This is a genomic window from Mycobacterium sp. (assembly GCF_044223235.1).
In the GTDB taxonomy this organism is placed as follows: domain Bacteria; phylum Actinomycetota; class Actinomycetes; order Mycobacteriales; family Mycobacteriaceae; genus Mycobacterium.
Genome location: NZ_JBGAME010000007.1, coordinates 131,904 through 149,716, shown reverse-complemented (window position 1 = coordinate 149,716; position 17,813 = coordinate 131,904). Strand labels below are relative to the sequence as shown.

General features: G+C 67.0%; 18 protein-coding genes and 2 riboswitches. Of the genes, 11 read left to right on the top strand and 7 right to left on the bottom strand.

What is annotated here, in order from left to right:
* Positions 1–11: 11 nt before the first annotated feature.
* Entirely contained in the window at positions 12–1,529 is a 1,518-nt protein-coding gene (locus ADBZ6K_RS12815) for an amino acid permease (RefSeq protein ID WP_526347129.1), read from the bottom strand.
* 204 nt (positions 1,530–1,733) lie between these two features.
* Between ADBZ6K_RS12815 and ADBZ6K_RS12810 the strand changes: the two genes are divergently transcribed.
* From ADBZ6K_RS12810 to ADBZ6K_RS12790, 5 genes are all read left to right on the top strand, one after another.
* Positions 1,734–3,056, top strand: a complete 1,323-nt coding sequence (locus tag ADBZ6K_RS12810; protein ID WP_526347127.1) for a (Fe-S)-binding protein — start codon at positions 1,734–1,736, stop codon at positions 3,054–3,056.
* Entirely contained in the window at positions 3,053–4,576 is a 1,524-nt protein-coding gene (locus ADBZ6K_RS12805) for an FAD-binding oxidoreductase (RefSeq protein WP_526347125.1), read from the top strand. The genes ADBZ6K_RS12810 and ADBZ6K_RS12805 overlap by 4 nt, the downstream gene beginning before the upstream one ends.
* Before the next feature lie 3 nt (positions 4,577–4,579).
* A complete protein-coding gene (locus tag ADBZ6K_RS12800; protein ID WP_526347123.1) occupies positions 4,580–4,915 on the top strand; it encodes a hypothetical protein in 336 nt (111 codons plus the stop codon).
* 74 nt (positions 4,916–4,989) lie between these two features.
* A complete protein-coding gene (locus tag ADBZ6K_RS12795; RefSeq protein ID WP_526347121.1) occupies positions 4,990–5,751 on the top strand; it encodes a FadR/GntR family transcriptional regulator in 762 nt (253 codons plus the stop codon).
* The gene (locus ADBZ6K_RS12790; protein WP_526347119.1) at positions 5,748–6,470 is read left to right on the top strand and encodes a cache domain-containing protein; all 723 of its coding nucleotides are present in this window, start codon (positions 5,748–5,750) and stop codon (positions 6,468–6,470) included. Before ADBZ6K_RS12795 ends, ADBZ6K_RS12790 begins: the two co-directional genes overlap by 4 nt.
* A gap of 21 nt (positions 6,471–6,491) precedes the next feature.
* On the opposite strand, the gene ADBZ6K_RS12785 is transcribed toward ADBZ6K_RS12790, so the two are convergent.
* The 3 genes from ADBZ6K_RS12785 to ADBZ6K_RS12775 form a co-directional block, all read right to left on the bottom strand.
* Entirely contained in the window at positions 6,492–7,688 is a 1,197-nt protein-coding gene (locus tag ADBZ6K_RS12785) for a DUF480 domain-containing protein (RefSeq protein WP_526347117.1), read from the bottom strand.
* Positions 7,689–7,802: 114 nt separating this feature from the next.
* Positions 7,803–8,669, bottom strand: a complete 867-nt coding sequence (locus tag ADBZ6K_RS12780) for a polyphosphate kinase 2 family protein (protein ID WP_526347248.1) — start codon at positions 8,667–8,669, stop codon at positions 7,803–7,805.
* A 5-nt stretch (positions 8,670–8,674) separates the two neighbouring features.
* Entirely contained in the window at positions 8,675–9,382 is a 708-nt protein-coding gene (locus ADBZ6K_RS12775; protein WP_526347115.1) for a TetR/AcrR family transcriptional regulator, read from the bottom strand.
* Positions 9,383–9,486: 104 nt separating this feature from the next.
* On the opposite strand from ADBZ6K_RS12775, the gene ADBZ6K_RS12770 reads away from it, so the two are divergent.
* The 5 genes from ADBZ6K_RS12770 to ADBZ6K_RS12750 all read left to right on the top strand — a co-directional run bounded on the left by ADBZ6K_RS12770 (position 9,487) and on the right by ADBZ6K_RS12750 (position 12,840).
* Positions 9,487–10,839 (top strand): DUF445 domain-containing protein, encoded by a 1,353-nt coding sequence (locus ADBZ6K_RS12770; RefSeq protein WP_526347113.1) that lies wholly within the window; start codon positions 9,487–9,489, stop codon positions 10,837–10,839.
* Between the two features lie 86 nt (positions 10,840–10,925).
* A complete protein-coding gene (locus ADBZ6K_RS12765) occupies positions 10,926–11,333 on the top strand; it encodes a helix-turn-helix domain-containing protein (RefSeq protein WP_526347111.1) in 408 nt (135 codons plus the stop codon).
* 76 nt (positions 11,334–11,409) lie between these two features.
* On the top strand, positions 11,410–12,105 hold the full coding sequence (locus tag ADBZ6K_RS12760) for a heparin-binding hemagglutinin (protein WP_526347109.1): 696 nt from the start codon (positions 11,410–11,412) through the stop codon (positions 12,103–12,105).
* Between the two features lie 43 nt (positions 12,106–12,148).
* Complete coding sequence (locus ADBZ6K_RS12755; protein ID WP_526347107.1) at positions 12,149–12,424, top strand: DUF2516 family protein; 276 nt, start codon at positions 12,149–12,151, stop codon at positions 12,422–12,424.
* Positions 12,425–12,429: 5 nt separating this feature from the next.
* Positions 12,430–12,840 (top strand): DUF2599 domain-containing protein, encoded by a 411-nt coding sequence (locus ADBZ6K_RS12750; RefSeq protein WP_526347105.1) that lies wholly within the window; start codon positions 12,430–12,432, stop codon positions 12,838–12,840.
* Positions 12,841–12,849: 9 nt separating this feature from the next.
* Here ADBZ6K_RS12750 and ADBZ6K_RS12745 read toward each other — a convergent pair whose 3' ends face one another.
* The 3 genes from ADBZ6K_RS12745 to ADBZ6K_RS12735 all read right to left on the bottom strand — a co-directional run bounded on the left by ADBZ6K_RS12745 (position 12,850) and on the right by ADBZ6K_RS12735 (position 15,866).
* The gene (locus ADBZ6K_RS12745; protein ID WP_526347103.1) at positions 12,850–13,767 is read right to left on the bottom strand and encodes an LmeA family phospholipid-binding protein; all 918 of its coding nucleotides are present in this window, start codon (positions 13,765–13,767) and stop codon (positions 12,850–12,852) included.
* Positions 13,764–14,591 carry a carbon-nitrogen hydrolase family protein gene (locus tag ADBZ6K_RS12740; RefSeq protein WP_526347101.1) on the bottom strand — a complete coding sequence of 276 codons (828 nt, stop codon included), beginning with the start codon at positions 14,589–14,591 and terminating at the stop codon, positions 13,764–13,766. The genes ADBZ6K_RS12745 and ADBZ6K_RS12740 overlap by 4 nt, the downstream gene beginning before the upstream one ends.
* Before the next feature lie 117 nt (positions 14,592–14,708).
* Positions 14,709–15,866 carry an agmatinase family protein gene (locus tag ADBZ6K_RS12735; protein ID WP_526347099.1) on the bottom strand — a complete coding sequence of 386 codons (1,158 nt, stop codon included), beginning with the start codon at positions 15,864–15,866 and terminating at the stop codon, positions 14,709–14,711.
* Between the two features lie 8 nt (positions 15,867–15,874).
* Positions 15,875–15,941: riboswitch (guanidine-III (ykkC-III) riboswitch) on the bottom strand.
* Between the two features lie 133 nt (positions 15,942–16,074).
* A riboswitch (guanidine-I (ykkC/yxkD leader) is annotated at positions 16,075–16,204 on the top strand.
* A 28-nt stretch (positions 16,205–16,232) separates the two neighbouring features.
* Here ADBZ6K_RS12735 and ADBZ6K_RS12730 point away from each other — a divergent pair.
* Positions 16,233–17,777 (top strand): high affinity choline transporter 1, encoded by a 1,545-nt coding sequence (locus ADBZ6K_RS12730; RefSeq protein WP_526347097.1) that lies wholly within the window; start codon positions 16,233–16,235, stop codon positions 17,775–17,777.
* The last annotated feature ends 36 nt before the right edge of the window (positions 17,778–17,813 follow it).

Here is a 17,813-nt window from a genome sequence, read left to right as displayed (position 1 = left end):
CGCTGCGCGGGCTAGCGTTCGGTTCGCGCGCGGGTGGCGCGCAGCATATCGGCGACCTCGATGGCGTCGCCCTCGCCGACGTCGTCGGAGTGTCGGTCGGGCCGGGCGATGAACAGGTAGAGCAGGCCGGTGCTCAGGACGATGGCCAGCCCGATCAGCACGACGTACTTGTCCAGGAACGATCCGGTGTCGACCGGCTTGATCAGGAGGATGATCGCGAAGATCCCGTACGCCAGGGCGAGCACGTTGACGAGCATGCCGTAATTGCCCAGATTCCAGTTGCCCGCCGGGCGCCAGCCCTTGATGCGCTGCCGCAGCGCGGCCAGCACCACGGCCTGGAAGGCGATGTAGATGCCCAGCACCGCGAACGCCGTGATGCGCGGCAGCTGATTGGGGAACGCGTACACGTACAGGCTGATCAGGATCGGCACGACGCAGGCGACCAGCAACGCGTTCGTCGGCACGGAATGGCGCTCCGACATGTGCGACAGCCACCCGCTCACCGGCAGCATTCGGTCACGCGCAGAGGCATAGATCAGCCGGCTGCCCGCCGCCTGCAGCGACAGCACGCACGAGATGAACGCCGTGATGGCCACCACCAGGAAGACCTTGGATCCGGCGGTGCCCAGCGTGCTTTCGAGGATGGCCGGGATCGGGTCGGCGTCCTCGCCGTCCACGATCGCCTGCAGGTCGGGTGCGGCCAGCACGTAGCCGACGTAGGAAAGCAATCCCGACACGCCGCCGACGAGGATGGTCAGCATCATCGCCTTCGGGATCCGGCGGGTCGGATCGGTGACCTCCTCGGCCACGTCACCGCACGCCTCGAACCCGTAGAAGAGGAACAGCCCGCTCAGTGCCGCGCCGAGGAACGTGATGATGTAGGCCTGGTCGCCGCCGGCACCCATCGAGTCGAAGAACACCGAGAACGAGTTGACGCGCTTGAACAACAGCAGGTACAGGCCGAGCGCGATGACCCCGATGAGCTCGGCGGCCAGCCCGATCTTGGCAACCCTGGCCAGCATGTGCGTGCCGCTGAAGTTGATAGCCAGGGCGAGCAGCAGCAGCCCGACCGCGGTGAGCAACTGGACGATGTTGGTGTGCTCGAGGCCGAACAGCGCGGCGACGAAGCCTCCGCCGAACTCCGCCACCGCCGTCACCGTCACGATGACCGCCCAGATGTACACCCAGCTGACGATCCACGCGAATTTGCGGTTCCACAGCCGCCGGGTCCACGGGTATATCCCGCCGGCCAGCGGATACTGCGACACCACCTCGCCGAACACCAGCGCGACGAGGAACTGCCCGCAGCCCACGATGACGATCCACCACATCGCAGGCGGCCCGCCGAGGTTGAGGCTGTAGGCCCACAGCGAGTAGACGCCGACGAGCGGGGACAGGTACGTGAACCCGAGTGCCATGTTCGACCACAGACTCATCGAACGATGGAAGTCCGTGCCGCTGTAGCCGAGTGCGGCGAGGTGGGCTTGCTCGTCACCTGCTGCGGAGCGGGCCGCATCGTGTTCAGACATGAGCTCTCCATTTCGCTGAAAGTGACATGCCCTGTCAGCCGGGCGGTGGCGCTCGGTAGCGAAAGGGTAGTGACGTGCGCCACATCCGCGCAAGAGTATCGAGAACAGAATTTCAAAATCAGAGTATTGACCTTCAGATCGCGGCGATCGTATCGTCGGGCGTGATGGGGCCCGTTCGGCCCGCACAAATCCAGGAGGCGCGATATGGCCGATCAGAATGGTGGAGGGACGAACGGGCAGGGTGCGGTTGGGGCGGGCGGCCAGTCGGGGGCGACCGGATCGGCGGGGGGCGACGGTCAGGCCGCATTCGTCGAACGGTGGCGGGAGAACGGATACAACTGCTTCTCGTCGGGGCACAAGTTCTGCCGTGAGGTATGTCCGGTCACCCAGGTGACCAGAAACGAGAACCACACGCCAACGGCGTTCATGGCCAACATCATCGCGATGGACAAGGGCCTGCTGAACATCGAGGACGTCGCCGACGACTATGTGCATTGCGTGCAGTGTGGCGGCTGCGAGATCCGTTGCCCCAATACGCTTTTCGTCGGCGACTTCTACCAGGCCCGCACCGAGACGGTGAAGGTGGTGCGGGCGGCGCGGGCGCTGATGGTCGACAAGGGGCTGGATCGCGACGGCTGGCAGCTGTGGAACCGGCTGACCAGGGACCTGACCAACGAACCGGTGCTGGGTACCACCGACGAGGGCCAGCCGCAGGGGCAGCCGTATGTGCGCAATTGGGCTGAGGGACTTGATATCCCGATCGGCGGCGAAACGATCATGTTCGTCGACTGCGAGGCGGCGTTCTACCGCACGTCGAACACCCGCGCCACCGCCCAGGTGCTGCAGAAGGCGGGTGTCGAGTTCGGTCTGATGAACGAGCAGTGGTGCTGCGGCGGACCGGCCGCGGAGATGGGCTACGTCGAGCAGTCGCGGGCGTTCGCCGAACACAACGTCAACGACTGGCGCACGTCCGGCGTCCGGCGCATCATCGCCATCGAGCCGCACGACTACATCCATTTCACCGAGGACTACCCGGCCTACTTCGGCGAGGAGTTCGACTTCGAAGTCGTCCAAATCGTCGAGCTGGTGGCCGAACTGATCAAGGACGGCAGGCTCAAGCTGGAGAAGCCGATCAACAAGACCGTCACCTACCACGACCCCTGCCGGCTGAACAAGCGCAAGAACATCCACGCGGCGCCGCGGTTCATCCTCAACTCGATCCCCGGCCTGATCTTCAAGGATGTCGATCACGTGACCCAGTGGTCGTACTGCTCGGGCGGCGGGGGCGGGCTGCCGATCGAGAAGCCGGAGATCACCGCGGAGATCAGCAGGACCCGGCTGGCCCGGGCCCGCGAACTGGACGTCGACACGCTGGTCAGCGCCTGCGTGTGGTCGGAGCGGCCACTGGCAACGGCCGGACATGAGGCCGGCATCGAGGTCGCCGACATCATCGAGCTGGTCGCCGAATCCGCGGGCATCGAGATCGGCGGGCGCCGCGGCGCCTCCGATCTGGAGGTGACCCGATGACGACCGCGGCGGTCCGCGTGCTCGACGACGCCGTCGTCGCCGACCTGGAAGCGATCATGAACGAGCCCGGTTCGGTGCTCACCAACGTCTCCAGCCGGACCAACCGGACCCGGGTGCCCGCGCCGTTCCCGGTGCACCGCTGGGCCGAGTACATCCCGGCCGCGGTGGTGCTGCCGCGCACCGTCGAGCAGGTCTCCGAAATCGTGAAACTGGCCAACCGGGCCGGAATCCCGGTGGTGCCGCGGGCGGGCGGCACCGGCCTCAACGACGGGGCCGTCCCGCTGCGGGGCGGCATCATCGTCGACGTCAAGCGGATGAACGAGATCAAGGAGATCGACCTGGCGAACCGCTGTGTGACGGTGGGCCCGGGCATCAGCATGATGAAGCTCAACGAGGAGCTCGTCAAATACGGTGTGTTCCATCCGGATACACCTGCGTCCTATCCGTGTTCGCTGGTGGGCGGCCGGATAGCCTGCAGCGGATTCTCTTTGCTGGGAACGCGTTTCGGGCATACCCGGGACCTGGTGATGTCCTTCGAGATCGTGCTGCCGACCGGGGAGATCATCCGGGTGGGTGACGGCGGCGGCAAGAAGATCCGCAAGTCCTCCACCGGTTATCACCTCAAGCATCTGTTCATGGGACATCAGGGCACGCTGGGTATCGTCACCGAGGCCGTCCTCGAGGTGGTGCCCAAGCCGGAGGCCGAGTTCGCGGCGTTCTTCGCATTCGACGACTACCTGAAGGCGCACCGGACGGTGCACCACATCGTCACGTCGGGCATCGCCACCCTGGCGGGCACGGTGTTGTTCGACGAGAAGAAGGTCGAGTACCTCAGGCGTGACGACGAAGCCTTCATCCCGATGCCGCCGTGGGTGAATTCCATTGTGGCGACGGCACTTTACGGCACCAAGGCGGAGGTCACCGCCGCGTCGAAGATCCTGATGGAGAAGGGCAGGGCCGAGGGCGGCCGCTACACCGGTGACCACATGGCCGTCGGCGACTGGGCCTCGCGGCACGACCGCTACGCCAACCCGCTGCACGGCCGGATACCCGGCGGCAAGGTCGCCCCGATGTCCTGGCACTGCGAGGACGCCTCCCTGAACTGGGATGTGCTGCCCAAGGTGCGTGACGAGTGGACCGCGATCGCCCAGCGCTACATCGACGAATACGGCATCTTCGACAACTGGGGCATCTACTGCTACACCAGCGCCTCCTACAAGCCCTGGGGCGACTACCTCGCCGAGATCGACATCGGCATCTGGGAAGAGCGACTCGACGACGACAATTGGGCGGGCTGGATCAAGTTCAAGACCGAATTGGCCGAGGTGTCACTGAAATACGGCGGATCGATGAGCAACTGCCACGGCACCACCCGAGTCGGGGACGCCGAACTGGTGCCCAAGGAGATGGGCGGGGGCTGGGACGTCATGAAGAAGATCAAGCGGATGCTCGACCCGAACAACATCATGAATCCGGGCAAGCAGATGCTCGACGAGGCCTACCAGGACGACGAGGACTGAACCATGCGCAAGTTCGTCTACAAGGAGCAGTACACCCGCCCGGAGGCCCGGCGCATCTCCGACGGCGTCATCATGCGGCTGCGCGACGTCTACGAGGTCGACCCCGACCTGATGGGCACCCACTTCAAGCAGCAGAACATGCCGCGCTGGGACACCGAGCGCATCATCGAAGCCCGCAACGACCACCTCGACTGGATGCACCAGCACTTCGCCTACGAGACCCTGGTCGCCGGCGAGGACGACGAGCTGGACAAGGGCCCGGGACAGCCGGTGGAGCGGCCCCCCGCCGACTTTCCCGAGACCTCGGCAAAGCACCCGCCTCCTATACTGCCCTGGTGATCGGAACTCTCCGATCGTCTGCTCGTTCGGGTCGCACGCGGCGGCAGTGACTCCTCGCTGGAGGTGAGTTGAGGTTGCCCGGCTTGCTGTTGTCCGGTCTGGCCAGGAGCGCTGTGTTCGCGCCCCTGGAGCCGGGCGGCCGGGTGGGGGCGGTCGTGCAACGGCTCAGCGATTCGATCGCACTCGGGATGTTTCGCGACGGGGAGCAGCTTCCCGCCCAGCAGGACCTGGCCGCCGATCTCGGCGTCTCGCTGGTCACCCTGCGGGAGGCGCTGTCGCAGCTGCAGGAGCGGGGGCTGGTCGAGACGCGCCGCGGCCACGGCGGCGGCAGCTTCGTTCGGCTCAATTCCGGGGTGTCGAGCGCCCGGGCGCGCCAGCGCCTCTACCGGATGAGCAGCCACGACCTGGTCGATCTCGCCGATATGCAGCGGGCGGTGTCGGGCCAGGCCAGCCGGCTGGCGGCGGCCCGCAGCACGCCCGATTTCGTCACCCGCCTCACCGGCCACATCGACCTGCTGGAGCGGACGACGGAGCCGGGGGAGCGCCGTTGTCTCGACGGCAGGTTTCTCATCGAGGTGGCCGCCGCGTCCCAGTCGGTGCGGCTGACCCGGGCCGAGATGCGACTGCAGGCCGAGGTCAACGAACTGCGCTGGCTCACGGGAGCGGAGGGCGACGCCGACGACGAGCGGCACCGCGAAGTCGCGGCCTGCCACCGCGCCCTGGTGCTCGCCATCGGTGCGGGAAATGAGGATCATGCCCAGTCGTTGGCCGAAACACGGGTCACCGACGACTTGGCGAGGCTGCTCGGATTGCACAAACAGATGATGGGTATGTGACAGTGGTGCGCAGCGGGGACGCTGGCCGAATCAACGTCGCCGTCGCGGCGATGGTCGACGATGTGTTCGGGCAGGTGAGGGTCGTGCGTGACCTGCTCGTCGATTGCTTCCGCGTCTTCGGCGAGGACCCGCTGAGCCGCAGGGACATCGCCTGCATGCAGCCCCGAGTCGCCGCCGAGCTGCACAAAGGCGGCGGACTGCTGAGCGGGGCAGGGGTGGTTTTCGCCCCCGGTGTGCTGATGGACGCCCGCCTCTGGATCGACTGGTGGGTGATCGACGACGCCGGCGCGGTCTCGGCGGCCACCTTCGACTTCGACGAGCGCAGCCTGAACTTCTACGACTACACCAGCGCCGAGTGGTACCTGGGGCCGAGAAACGGCGAAAACCGTTGTCTGGTAGGGCCTTACGTCGACCTCAACGGCATCAACGACTACATCGTCACGGCGACGACACCCGTGCACGTCGCGGGCCAGTTCGTCGGGATCGCGGGTGCCGACCTGCGTGTCGACGAGATCGAGCGGCGGCTGTATGCGGCTACCCGCGACTTCGGCGGGGAGCTGGTGGTGGTCAACGGGTCACAGCGGATCGTGGCGTCGACGTCGGCCCATCACGTCGCCGGCTCGCTGCTACGGTCCGGGCGCGCAGCCGCACCCACGACCACCGTGATCGATCGGCACTCGCTGCCCGGGATCTCCTGGTCGGTGGTCGTACTCGACTAGTGCCGGCGGTCGGTCCTCAGATCAGGCCCGGCGACCCAGCACGTACAGCCGTTGGGTGGTTTCGTCGCGCCACCCATGCGGCCCGCGCAGGTACCACTCGAGGTCGGTGAGCCCCGCCGCCTCGACGGCCGCGATCACGGTGGCCGGTTCGTGCAGCACGAAATCCAGCTCGGGTACCTCGACATCGAACCAGCGGCTCACCCGGCGGACCTCGTCGCCCGCGTGCAGGCCCAGCACCAGCACACCACCGGGCGCGAGCGGCCGGGCCAGCGCGGCGACGGCGGCGGGCAGCTCCGAGGAGGCGAGGTGGATGAGGGAGTACCACGCCAGCACCGCGCCCCATCCCGCGGCGGCCACCGGGCGCATGAGCCGCCGCAGGTCGCCGACCTCGTAACGGGTGTCGGGATGGCGTGCGCGCGCCTCGGCGATCATCTCCGGGCTGAGGTCCTGCCCCTGCGCGTCGGCCCCCGTCCCGATCAGGTAGGCGGTCACATGCCCCGGCCCGCAGCCGGCGTCCATGACCGGCCGGCCGCCGGCGATCGGAGCGACCCGGTCCAGCAGCCAGCGCTCGAACGGCAGCATGTCGAGTTCGTCGGCGAACTCATCCGCGTAGGTGGTCGCGACCGCGTCGTAGGTCGCGCGCACTCGCCCGTCGCGCGCCTCGGGTGAGTCGGCGATGGGAACCTCGCGGTCGACCGCGGGCCGGGCCGGGGTATCGCCCGTCTCGACCACACCGAGCAGGTGCACCCATCGGTGGTCCTGCTGGCCCGGCCTGCGCTCGAGCTGCCGCACCAACGGGTCGTCGCGCTTGGCCATCCGTTCCAGGCACGCCTCGACCTCGGCGCGATCGGCGAACGGATACAGCCGGTCGGTCCGGGTGCGCAGCTCCCCGGGGGCCTGCGGGCCGCGCAGAAGCAGGACTGTCAGCAGCGCGCGCTCGTCGTCGGCCAGGGCGAGGACCTCGGTCAGGGTCTGATGGTATTTCAGCGTGCGTCGTCCCGTGTCGGACCACACGATGCGCAGCAGCCCCTGCTCCTTGAGCGCCCGCGCGGTCTGCTCCACCGTCCGTTCGTCGAGATCCATCACCGGGTCACGGCTGCTGGTCTGGTTGCACGCCGTGCGCAGGCTGGACAGCGTGAGCGGATAAGACGCGGGAACGGTCACCTGTTTCTCCAGCAGACTGCCCAGGATCCGCTGTTCGTCCGGCCCGAGATCCATGCCGCAGACCCTACTTCCGCAGCGGGGCCGGCGGGCTGGATGCGGTGATAGTGCGCCCCGCCGAGCAGCGCCACGCGCGCTTCGTCGTCACACGAGGTCGGCCGGCGCGACTCCTCACGCGCTCGCGAGGCGCTTCTTCTCCGCCGCCACGTCGAAATCCGCAGGCGGCCAAGACATGTTGAACCCCTTCAAGGCATCGATCAGGAGCTCGGTGATCGCCAGCCGGCTGTACCACTTCCTGTCGCACGGAACGATGTACCACGGCGCATAGTCCGTCGACGTGCGATCCAGCAGCGCTTGATACGCCTCCTGGTACAGCGGCCACTTGAACCGCTCGTCGATGTCGGCCGGGTTGTACTTCCAGTACTTGTCCGGGCGTTCCAACCGCTCGGCGAGACGCTTCTTCTGCTCCTTCAGCGACAAAAACATCGCCACCTTCACCAGCGTGGCTCCCCCGTCGACGAGTTCGCGCTCGAAGGCGTTGATCTCGTCATACCGGGCACCCCACACCTCCGGCGGCACCAGGTTGTGCACCCGTACCACGAGCACATCCTCATAGTGCGACCGATCGAACACCCCGATGTTGCCCGCCGGCGGCAGCGCCTTGCGGATCCGCCACAGAAAGTGGTGCGACAGCTCCTCCTCGGTCGGTTTCCCGAACCCCGTGTACCGGATGCCCTGCGGATTGGCCGCGCCCATCACGTGTTTGACGATCCCGCCCTTGCCCGCGGTATCCATGCCCTGCAGCACCAGCAGTAGCGAACGCGTGTCGCCGCTTCTGCTGTTGGCGTAGAGCATCTCCTGCAGCTCGCCCAGCCGCAGGTTGCGCTCCGCCTGAAGGACGGGCGCGTCCTTCTTGGTGCCGGTGAACCCCGGTGTCGCGTCGGTGTCGAGGTCGGTGATCTTGTCGCCGGCGCGAAAGGCCAAGTGGGTGCGCGGTTCGTGGGACCACAGCTGGGGCAGATCGGATCGTTCATTCATTGTGTTCATTGCCCCAGCAATTGTGGTGGCAGCGCAGGCGACGGGTGGGGACCTTCGCGGAATTTGTCCAATGACCCGCCCACCTCGACGATCCCGCACAGGGCGCTCCACGACAGCATGGTCAGGTAGTCGATGAGTTCGTCGGCGTTCATCCGGGGATGCGACATCCACGAATGCGTGGCGAGCTGCACGCCGCCGACGATGAGGAACGCCCACGGTTCGGCGCCTCGGGTGTCCATGCCCACCTCGGCCATCCGGCGCCGCAGCATCACCGCGAGCATGCGCGCGATGATCTGCTCGGAGTCGGCGATCACCTTGCTCTTGCTCGCCGAGCTGTTGGCCATCACGAACCGGTAGGGCTCGGGCTCGTTGGCCACCGTTTCGACGTAGACCTTGATGATCTCGCGGGTCAGGTCGTAGCCGTCGAGGTTGGACGACAGGGCGGCCGCCATGTTGGGGATCAGGGTCGTCTGGGCGAACCGCATCATGACGGCCGTGGTGAGGTCGTTCTTGTCGACGAAGTAGCGATACAGCACCGTCTTGGACACGCCGATCTCGGCGGCGATTTCGTCCATGCTGACGTTGCTGCCGCGGCGCCGGATCGCCTCGAGGGTGCCGTCCACCAATTCATTGCGGCGCTCCACCTTGTGTCGGTGCCAGCGCCGCTTACGTCCGTCGGTTTTCACCGCCACCGGCGGGGTCCGTTGTGCCACTATCGCCGTCGTCCGTTCCCTGAGTCCCTCCTGATACTACGGCCGGCCAGTGGGCCAGGGCCTGCTGGAGGGAGGGGCCCACGGGCGCGATGGCGGATGATGGTTTGGTGGCACACAGACCGGTTCCCGGGACCCGCTCGGTCGGACCATCGGGGAGGCATGCGGCCGGCGGCCGCCCCGGATTCGCTGCGGTGCTTGCGGGGGCCGACGCCGCGGCCGATGCGGAGCGCGCGCGGGGGCTGCGGCGGATGAAGATCGTCGCGCTGGGCTTCCTCATCGGTGCCACGGTGATCTTCCTGGTGTGCACCTGGGCGCAGTCCCGGGGTGCGGCGGGTTGGGTGGGCTATGTGCGGGCCGCCGCGGAAGCAGGCATGGTCGGCGCGCTGGCCGACTGGTTCGCCGTCACCGCCCTGTTCAAGCATCCGCTGGGCATCCCGATCCCGCACACCGCAATCATCAAGCGCAAGAAGGACCAGCTCGGTCAGGGGCTCGGCACCTTCGTGCGGGAGAACTTCATGTCGCCGCAGGTCATCGAAGGCAAGTTGCGCGACGTCGAGGTGGCCGGGCGGCTGGGTAAGTGGCTGTCGGAGCCGGTGCACGCCAACCGGGTGGCGGCCGAGACGTCCACGGTGCTGCGGGTGCTGGTGGAGCTGCTGCGTGACGAGGACATCCAGCACGTCCTCGACCGGATGATCATCAAACGCATCGCCGAACCGAAGTGGGGGCCGCCGATCGGGCGGGTGCTGGCCTCCCTGCTTGCCGAGGGGCGGCAGGAGGCACTGATCCAGTTGCTGTGCGACCGAGCGTTCCAGTGGTCGCTCAACGCCCGCGAGGTCATCGAGCGCGTCGTCGAAAAGGACTCGCCCACCTGGTCGCCGCGCTGGATGGACCACTTCGTGGGCGACCGCATCCACCGCGAGCTGATGGATTTCACCGACAAGGTGCGCCGCAACCCCAACCATGAGCTGAGGCGGTCGGCCACGAGATTCCTGTTCGAGTTCGCCGACGATCTGCAACACGACGAGGCCACGATTCAGCGCGCGGAGAACGTCAAGGAGCAGATCATGTCCCGCGACGAGGTGGCCCGCGCCGCCGAGACGGCGTGGGCCGCGGCCAAGCGGATGATCCTGGAATCCGTGGACGACCCGTCCTCGGCGCTGCGCACCCGCATCGCGGACTCGGTGGTGCGCATCGGCGAGTCGCTGCGCGACGACGCCGAACTGCGCGACAAGGTGGACAACTGGATCGTGCGTGCCGCTCAGCACCTGGTAGGCGAGTATGGGACAGAGATCACAGCAATCATCACCGAGACGGTCGAGCGCTGGGATGCTACGGAAGCCAGCCGCCGAATCGAGCTCCATGTGGGCCGTGACCTGCAGTTCATCCGTATCAACGGAACCGTCGTCGGCGCTTTGGCCGGCCTCGTCATCTACACGGTGGCCCAGTTCCTGTTCTGACGGTGCTAACAGCTGCTTGCAAGAGCTAGCACTCCGGCCTACGCTTGGAATAGGCGAAAACCGGATAACCCGAGAGGGGGCTGCAGATGTCACAGGACGAGAACCTCGCCGCAGTGGTCCACAACGCGGCCCAGGACATCGGCAGTTTCATCCGGGCACAGCGCGAAGCAGCGCAGGTGTCGGTGCGGCAGCTCGCCGAGAAGGCAGGCGTCAGCAATCCCTACCTCAGCCAGATCGAGCGGGGACTACGCAAACCGTCCGCCGACGTGCTCAACCAGATCGCCAAGGCGTTGAGGTTGTCCGCGGAGGTCCTCTATGTCCGAGCCGGGATCCTCGAACCCAGCGAGGCCAGTGAGGTCCGCGATGCGGTCATCAACGACACCGCGATCACCGAGCGGCAAAAGCAGGTGCTGCTCGATATCTATACGTCGTTTCGCCAGCAGAACGAAGCGCCGAGCGGGGAAGCGCCAAGTGAGGAGCCAGCGACTGACTGACACCAGATCAACCGCTCTTTGACACATCCGCAAACGCATGAACGTCCTAAATGTTCAGGGAAAGGAAGTAGAGAAAATGACCGAGAAGCCCCAGCCCACCATCGAAGACCTCAAGGCCCCGCTGTTCGCCGCCGTCGGCGCCGCCGACCTGGCCCTGGCCACCGTCAACGAGATCGTCGCCACCCTGCTTGAGCGTGCCGAAGAGGCCCGCACCGACGCCACCACCCGCGTCGAGGAGCGCCGTGCCCGCCTCACCAGCCGCGTCGACGAGACTCGTGAGCGGCTGACCAAGCTGCAGGAGGACCTGCCCAAGCAGTTCAGCAAGCTGCAGGAGGACCTGCCCAAGCAGTTCGGCGAGCTGCAGGAGAAGCTGACCGCCGAAGAGCTACGCAAGGTTGCCGAGGGCTACGCCGAGCAGGCGCAGGCCACCTACGCCAAGCTGGTCGAGCGTGGCGAGGCCGCCATCGAGCGGTTGCGCACCCAGCCCGCGCTCGAAGAGGCCGCCGCCCGTGTCGAGGGTTACACCGACCAGGCCGTTGAGCTGACGCAGGATGCGCTGGGCACCGTGGCGTCCCAGACCCGCGCCGTCGGCGAGCGCGCCGCCAAGCTGGTCGGCGTCGAGCTGCCCAAGAAGGTCGACGAGGCCGCGCTGGATGCCGGGGTCGCCGTCGAGGAGGCCGCCGAGAACGTCGGTGCCGCGGTCAAGCGAGCCCCGGCCCGCAAGGCCCCGGCCAAGAAGGCCGCCCCGGCCAAGAAGGTCACCCAGAAGTAAGTAGGTCGACGACTGGGACGGTATCCGCCTAGGCTTACTAACTGTGAGCCACGTTGTGGGTACCGTCCTTTTCGTTGTGCAGATCGCGGTACTGCTGACCGCCGTGTACGCCTTCGTGCACGCCGCGATGCAGCGACCTGACGCCTACACCGCCGCGGACAAACTGACCAAGCCGGTGTGGCTGGTCATCCTGGGCGTCGGTGTGCTGCTGGCCCTGGTGCTCGGCATCACCGGTGTGGCGATCGCCGCGGTCGCCTCAGGCGTCTACCTCGTCGACGTCCGTCCGAGGATCCTGGAAATCCAGGGCAAGTCCCGATAACCCAGGTGCCTCGCGTCTTCGCCGCCGTTGCGGCGCTCGGTCTTGTCTCGGTCGCCTTCGCCGCCCCCGCCGCGGCCGCCCCCATCCCCGATCCGCCCTACATCGGCCACGTCGAGTGGGCGAAGTGGGGTGACCTGTCCAGCCTGCGCGTCTATCCGACGCCGTCGGGCCGCGCCGCGGCAGCCACGATCGGAACCACCGCCCAGGCCGACGAGGCCTGGTCCGAGGTACTCCGGCTCTCACCCGACGCCGACCTGCCCGGAATGCGCCCCCAGTTCATCTGCCACTGGAAACTCGCCGAGTTCGCCGAGCCGGGGAAGGTGTCCTGGAACCTGGAGCCGTGGCGACCCGAGGTCGACGGCGCGCAGATGATGGCCACCGGGTGCAATCCGGGCGGCACCGAAGAGCCGTTCTGATTCGGCCCGTCAGAGCCCGGCGAAGCAGGGGTCGTCGTTGCTCTTGGGGATCGACGCGTTCTGCGTGGAGAACCGGCTCACCACACCGCTGTCGGTGACCTGGACGCTGTCGGCGTGGATGCCCATCGGGTAGTCCTTGGTCAGCTGCGCGCTGAAGGTGTCCAGCGCCGGCTGAACCACCTCGCGCGGCAGGGTGAACCCGAGCCCCGTCAGGTTGGTCACCTGTAGTGCGATCCCGTTGTCGACGACCTCCGGCTTGGCGGTGATACTGCCCAACGCGCCCTGCAGTTCGATGGTGCCGGCCGACGGATTGGTGGTCACGCCGGTGACGAAGCCGCCGACCAGAGGAATGGAGTTCTGGATCGTCTCCTTGATGCCGTCGGCCGACCAGGTGATGTCGGCGGTGATGGACCCCACCGTGCCGCTGGAATTGCTGGTGTCCTCCAGACGCACATCGTTGATGCGCAGGCCGACCTTCATGCCCTTGGCCTGGCGCACCTGATTACCCGCCGTGTCGACGTTGATGTTGGTGTAGTGGCCGGTCATGTGCTGCCACAGGAACGGTGGGAGCGCGCCGAAGGACACCGATGCCTGGTCCTGGACAACGCATTCGACCACCCTGGCGACGACGTCGTCGGCCCGGCTGCGGGCGTACAGCTCGCCCACGAGCAGGCCTGCGGCCGTCAGGGCCGTGACGATGACGGCGATCAGCACGACCGAGACGGGATCGCGGAGCAGGTTCTTGATCTTCACCGACAGCGAAGACCCTTCCTTCGGAGGTTCGCCGGGTGCCGGCGGGGCGTAACCCGGTGGCGTACCGACCGGATACTGCTGGTGGGGTGGTGCGGACGGGGCCACGTGGGCCGGATCTGCCGGATCTGACAGTCGCCGGTCGAGCGGCTCCGGACGAGCCCAGGGATCGGTCACCCCCGCGATTCTGCCTTACCGAAGTGAGCGAGCCCTGAGCGGTTGTGCAGCACCGGGATGGACTTCCTGGTGCGTGCCACCGCGTCGATGTCGATGTCGGCGACGAGCAGCTGCGGGTCGGCGCCCGCCTGGGCGAGCACGCCACCGGTGGGGCTTGCCACCAGACTGCCCCCAATCCCGGTAGGGCCCGTGGCGGCGATCGCGTCGCCGGGATAACCCTGATCCACCGCGGCGATGAAGGTCGTGGTGTCCAGCGCGCGCGCCCGGGCCAGCAGTGTCCACTGCTCGAGCTTGTCCGGGCCGGACCCCCATGACGAATGCACGGTGATCAGGTCGGCGCCCTGGCGGGCCAGTTCGACGTACAGCTCGGGAAACCGGATGTCGTAGCAGGTGGTCAGGCCTACCTCGACCCCGGCGACGGTGATCAGGACGGTCTCGAAGCCCGGTGCGACTGTGCGGGATTCGGTGAATCCGAACGCGTCGTAGAGGTGGATCTTGTGGTAGTGGGCGTCCACGCCCTGACCCGCGGCAATCAGCGTGTTGGTCACCCGGCCGGCCGGATCGTCCGGACCGCTGGGCGCGAACATGCCCGCGACGACCACCACACCGGAGCTGGCCGCGATCGTCCGGACGCCGGTCGCCCACGGGCCGTCGAGAGGTTCGGCGATGGGGCCGAGTGGCACCCCGAACCGGCACATCGTCGCCTCGGGGAAGATCACCAAATCGGCGCCCGCGTCGGCGGCCCGCCGCGTGTATTCCTCGACCAGGGCCAGATTGGCCGACGGTTCGGTGCCGGAGACGATCTGGGCCAGCGCAATCCGCATGGTCCTCAGCGTAGACCGCAGCGCCACGGCCCGACTGACCGCGATTTCTGCGTAGGGGTTGTCGATCAGGCCGGCGCGACGACCCCCACGCGGATCTCGGTTACACCTACACGGGCGTCAGGCTAGGCCTGGCCCCCAGGCGTGCCGTTTCAGCCCCGCGGCCTTGTTGCCGAGCTTCCCGGACCGGATCTGGGCGGCCAGGCTGTCCAGGATCACCCGCGAACTCATCAGCGCAGTCTGTTCGGCCCAGTCGTAGGGCGGCGAGCACTCGACCACCTCGATGCCCGCCAAGCCTGGCTCGGACACCATCTTGACCAGGTTCAGCGCCTCGCGGGGGAGCAGGCCGCCGGGTTCCGGCCAGCCGGTACCCGGGACGAATCCGGCGTCGATGACGTCGATGTCGAACGACAGGTACACCGCCTTGGCATCCTTCCAGGCGATTTCGAGTGCCATCTCGGCGATCTTCTCGACACCGACCCGCTCCACGTCACCGACGGTGATCACCGTCGACTTGCGGTCGCGGCCTACCTTCACACCTGCACGCGGACTCTGCCAGCCGCCGATGCCAATCTGGACCAGGTTCGTCGCGGGCGCGTTCTTGATGTTGGTCGCGTGGAACCACGGCGTGGTGTGCATGCGCTCGTCGAGGTCGGTTTCCTGGGTGTCGACGTGGCGGTCGAAATGGATGATGCCTATGTTGCCGTCCAGGTAGGGGGCCATGCCGCGGATCGTCGGGAAGCCGATCGAGTGGTCGCCGCCGAGCACGATCGGCACCACACCCTTCTGCACGACGTGCGCCATGGCCTGGCTGATCTGGTCGAACGACTTCTCCAGGTTGCCGGGGATGGTGAACACATCGCCGATGTCGACGATGTTGAGCTGTTCGCGCAGATCCACGCCCGACTCGTAGTTGTAGGTCCCGAACAGGTTGGTCGAGCGGCGGATGCCCTGCGGGCCGAACCGGGTGCCCGGGCGGTAGGTGGCGCCCGCGTCCAGCGGCACCCCGAACACCGCGACCTCGGCGTCGCCAACCTGGTTGACGTCCTCGACGTAGGGGCATTTGAGGAAGGTGCCGCGCTCGCCTGCGAAGTGCGGGAGTTCGCCGCGGACGAACGTGGAGATCCGCCGGTCGACGATGGTCGGCGCCGCCTCAAGCCCGAATGTCAGCGCCCGCTCGATCTCCTCGCGCTCACGCAGGTCGGGCAGGGCCGCTTCGGCCTGTTGTGCCCAGGCGCCCTCGGCGTTCAGCGGTGCATCGGGATCGGTGTCGGCCATGGTGCTCCTCCGCGCCGTCTTGTCGCTGACCGGGTACGACGCACCTCGTCCGGGGAGCCATCGGTGGGCCACGAGGCCCGGCTCCTGCGGGCCATTGTTGGCAGACCCGCGAAGTCCTGTCCAGCGCTAGATGCAACACGTCGTTAACACCGTGCGTCGGTTCCGGTAATGAACCGGGGCTTTCCTGATCAGCGACTCACATTCACTTGTGGGGCGCGTCTAGGGTTCCGCCTGCCATTGGTCGTCATGCTCGTCGGTGGCCGGGTCTGGTCCGAGAGACGCAGGCGGCCGGGCACCGACGCGCGGGCGTTCCACGGCGGGAGAAAAGCCCGGGAGAACTCCAACGCATTATCGGGAGGCTCCAAAATGGTTCTCTTAGGCGTCGCCATCAGCATCGCCGTCGTCGTGATCGTCGGTTTCTACGTTTCCAAGAAGGTCGAGGGCGACAGCTCCAACTTCCTCGTCGGTGGCCGAATGTTGCCGTTCTGGCTGGTCGGCGGTGCTCTCATGGGCGCGGCCGTGGACACCAACGCCACGCTGGGCAATACCGACCTGGCCTACGAGTTCGGTTTCTGGGCGGGCGCCTGTCTGCCCCTCGGCCTGGCCCTGTGCCTGTTCGTCACGGGCGTCTTCTTCGCCAAACCCATGAACCGGATGGGGTTGACATCCTTCCCCGATTACTACCGCCTGCGGTTCGGCCGCTCCGTGGAGGTCGGCGCGTCGATCCTGCTGATCATCGCCTTCTGCATGCTCGTGGCGGGCAATCTGGTCGCAGGCGGGCTGCTGTTCAACTACTTCATGGGGCTGCCGTACTGGCTGGGCGTGGTGCTTATCGCGGTCATCGCCGTCGCCTACACCGGCACGGGCGGGCTGATCGCCGACGCGTACACCGCAATCATCCAGATGGCGCTGATCCTGGTCGGTGCCATCGGCCTGTTCTTCTGGATGTCCAGCACCCACGGCATCAACATTGCCGAGGGCACGGGCCCGCTCGCACTCGGCCAGCTGTCCGACCCCGCCCAGGGTGCGGTGATCAACTGGGCGACGTTGATCGCGCTGGGTATCGGCGACGTCGTCGCGATCGACTTCATGCAGCGGGTGTTCTCCGCCAAGTCGCCGGAGGCGGCCCGCAAGGCCTGCTTCAGCGCTTCAGCGGGGACTGTCGCGATCTGCGTGCCGTTCGGCCTGGTGGTGCTCGCGGCGCATTCGTTCCTGCCCGAGGAACTCGACGGACCGGTGCTGTTCGTGCTGCTGGACCGTTACGCGCCGCTGGCGCTGACGATCGTCGTGTTGTGCGGCCTGGTGGGCGCCTCGATGAGCACCGCCAACGGCGCCATCCTGGCGATCTCCAACGTCAGCGTCCGCAACCTCGGCGGTGTCCGGCGCGTGCACCTGCCCGGCCAGACCGACCCGTTGCTGCGCGCCACCCGCATCGTGATGGTGCCGATGACGCTGCTGTCCATCGCGATCGCGATCTACGTCCAGCAGACCGGCATCTTGCTCACGCTGGCGTTCGACCTGATGCTGGCCTGTCTGACCGTGCCGTTCATCCTCGGCCTCGTGTGGCGCAGGGGAACCACCAAGGCGGCGATCGCCTCGATGATCGTGGGTGCCGTGGTGCGCGTCGGGTTGTTCGTGATGACCCCGACGATGTTCGGCGTCGAGAACACCATCCTTTACATCGAGAACGGGCTGATCGGGCCGGAATTCGACGGCTGGCCGACGTTCATCGCGGCCATCGCGGGTCTGGTCACCTACGTCGCGGTGTCGCTGTCCACGCCGCCCGCGCACATCCGCGGCCTGGACATCCAGGTAGCACAGGACGTCGACGACGCGCTCGACGAGACCGTCGAGGCCATCGAACACGACGATATGGTCATGGCGCGCAAACCCGAGCCCGACCCCGTCTGACAACTCCCCGCGAGATAACAGCACTGGTCGCACTTT

Coding starts and splice junctions, on each gene's coding strand:
- ADBZ6K_RS12815 (WP_526347129.1), bottom strand. CDS start 1,529: ATGTCTGAACACGATGCGGCCCGCTCCGCAGCAGGTGACGAGCAAGCC.
- ADBZ6K_RS12810 (WP_526347127.1), top strand. CDS start 1,734: ATGGCCGATCAGAATGGTGGAGGGACGAACGGGCAGGGTGCGGTTGGG.
- ADBZ6K_RS12805 (WP_526347125.1), top strand. CDS start 3,053: ATGACGACCGCGGCGGTCCGCGTGCTCGACGACGCCGTCGTCGCCGAC.
- ADBZ6K_RS12800 (WP_526347123.1), top strand. CDS start 4,580: ATGCGCAAGTTCGTCTACAAGGAGCAGTACACCCGCCCGGAGGCCCGG.
- ADBZ6K_RS12785 (WP_526347117.1), bottom strand. CDS start 7,688: ATGGATCTCGGGCCGGACGAACAGCGGATCCTGGGCAGTCTGCTGGAG.
- ADBZ6K_RS12780 (WP_526347248.1), bottom strand. CDS start 8,669: ATGAATGAACGATCCGATCTGCCCCAGCTGTGGTCCCACGAACCGCGC.
- ADBZ6K_RS12765 (WP_526347111.1), top strand. CDS start 10,926: ATGTCACAGGACGAGAACCTCGCCGCAGTGGTCCACAACGCGGCCCAG.
- ADBZ6K_RS12760 (WP_526347109.1), top strand. CDS start 11,410: ATGACCGAGAAGCCCCAGCCCACCATCGAAGACCTCAAGGCCCCGCTG.
- ADBZ6K_RS12740 (WP_526347101.1), bottom strand. CDS start 14,591: ATGCGGATTGCGCTGGCCCAGATCGTCTCCGGCACCGAACCGTCGGCC.
- ADBZ6K_RS12735 (WP_526347099.1), bottom strand. CDS start 15,866: ATGGCCGACACCGATCCCGATGCACCGCTGAACGCCGAGGGCGCCTGG.
- ADBZ6K_RS12730 (WP_526347097.1), top strand. CDS start 16,233: ATGGTTCTCTTAGGCGTCGCCATCAGCATCGCCGTCGTCGTGATCGTC.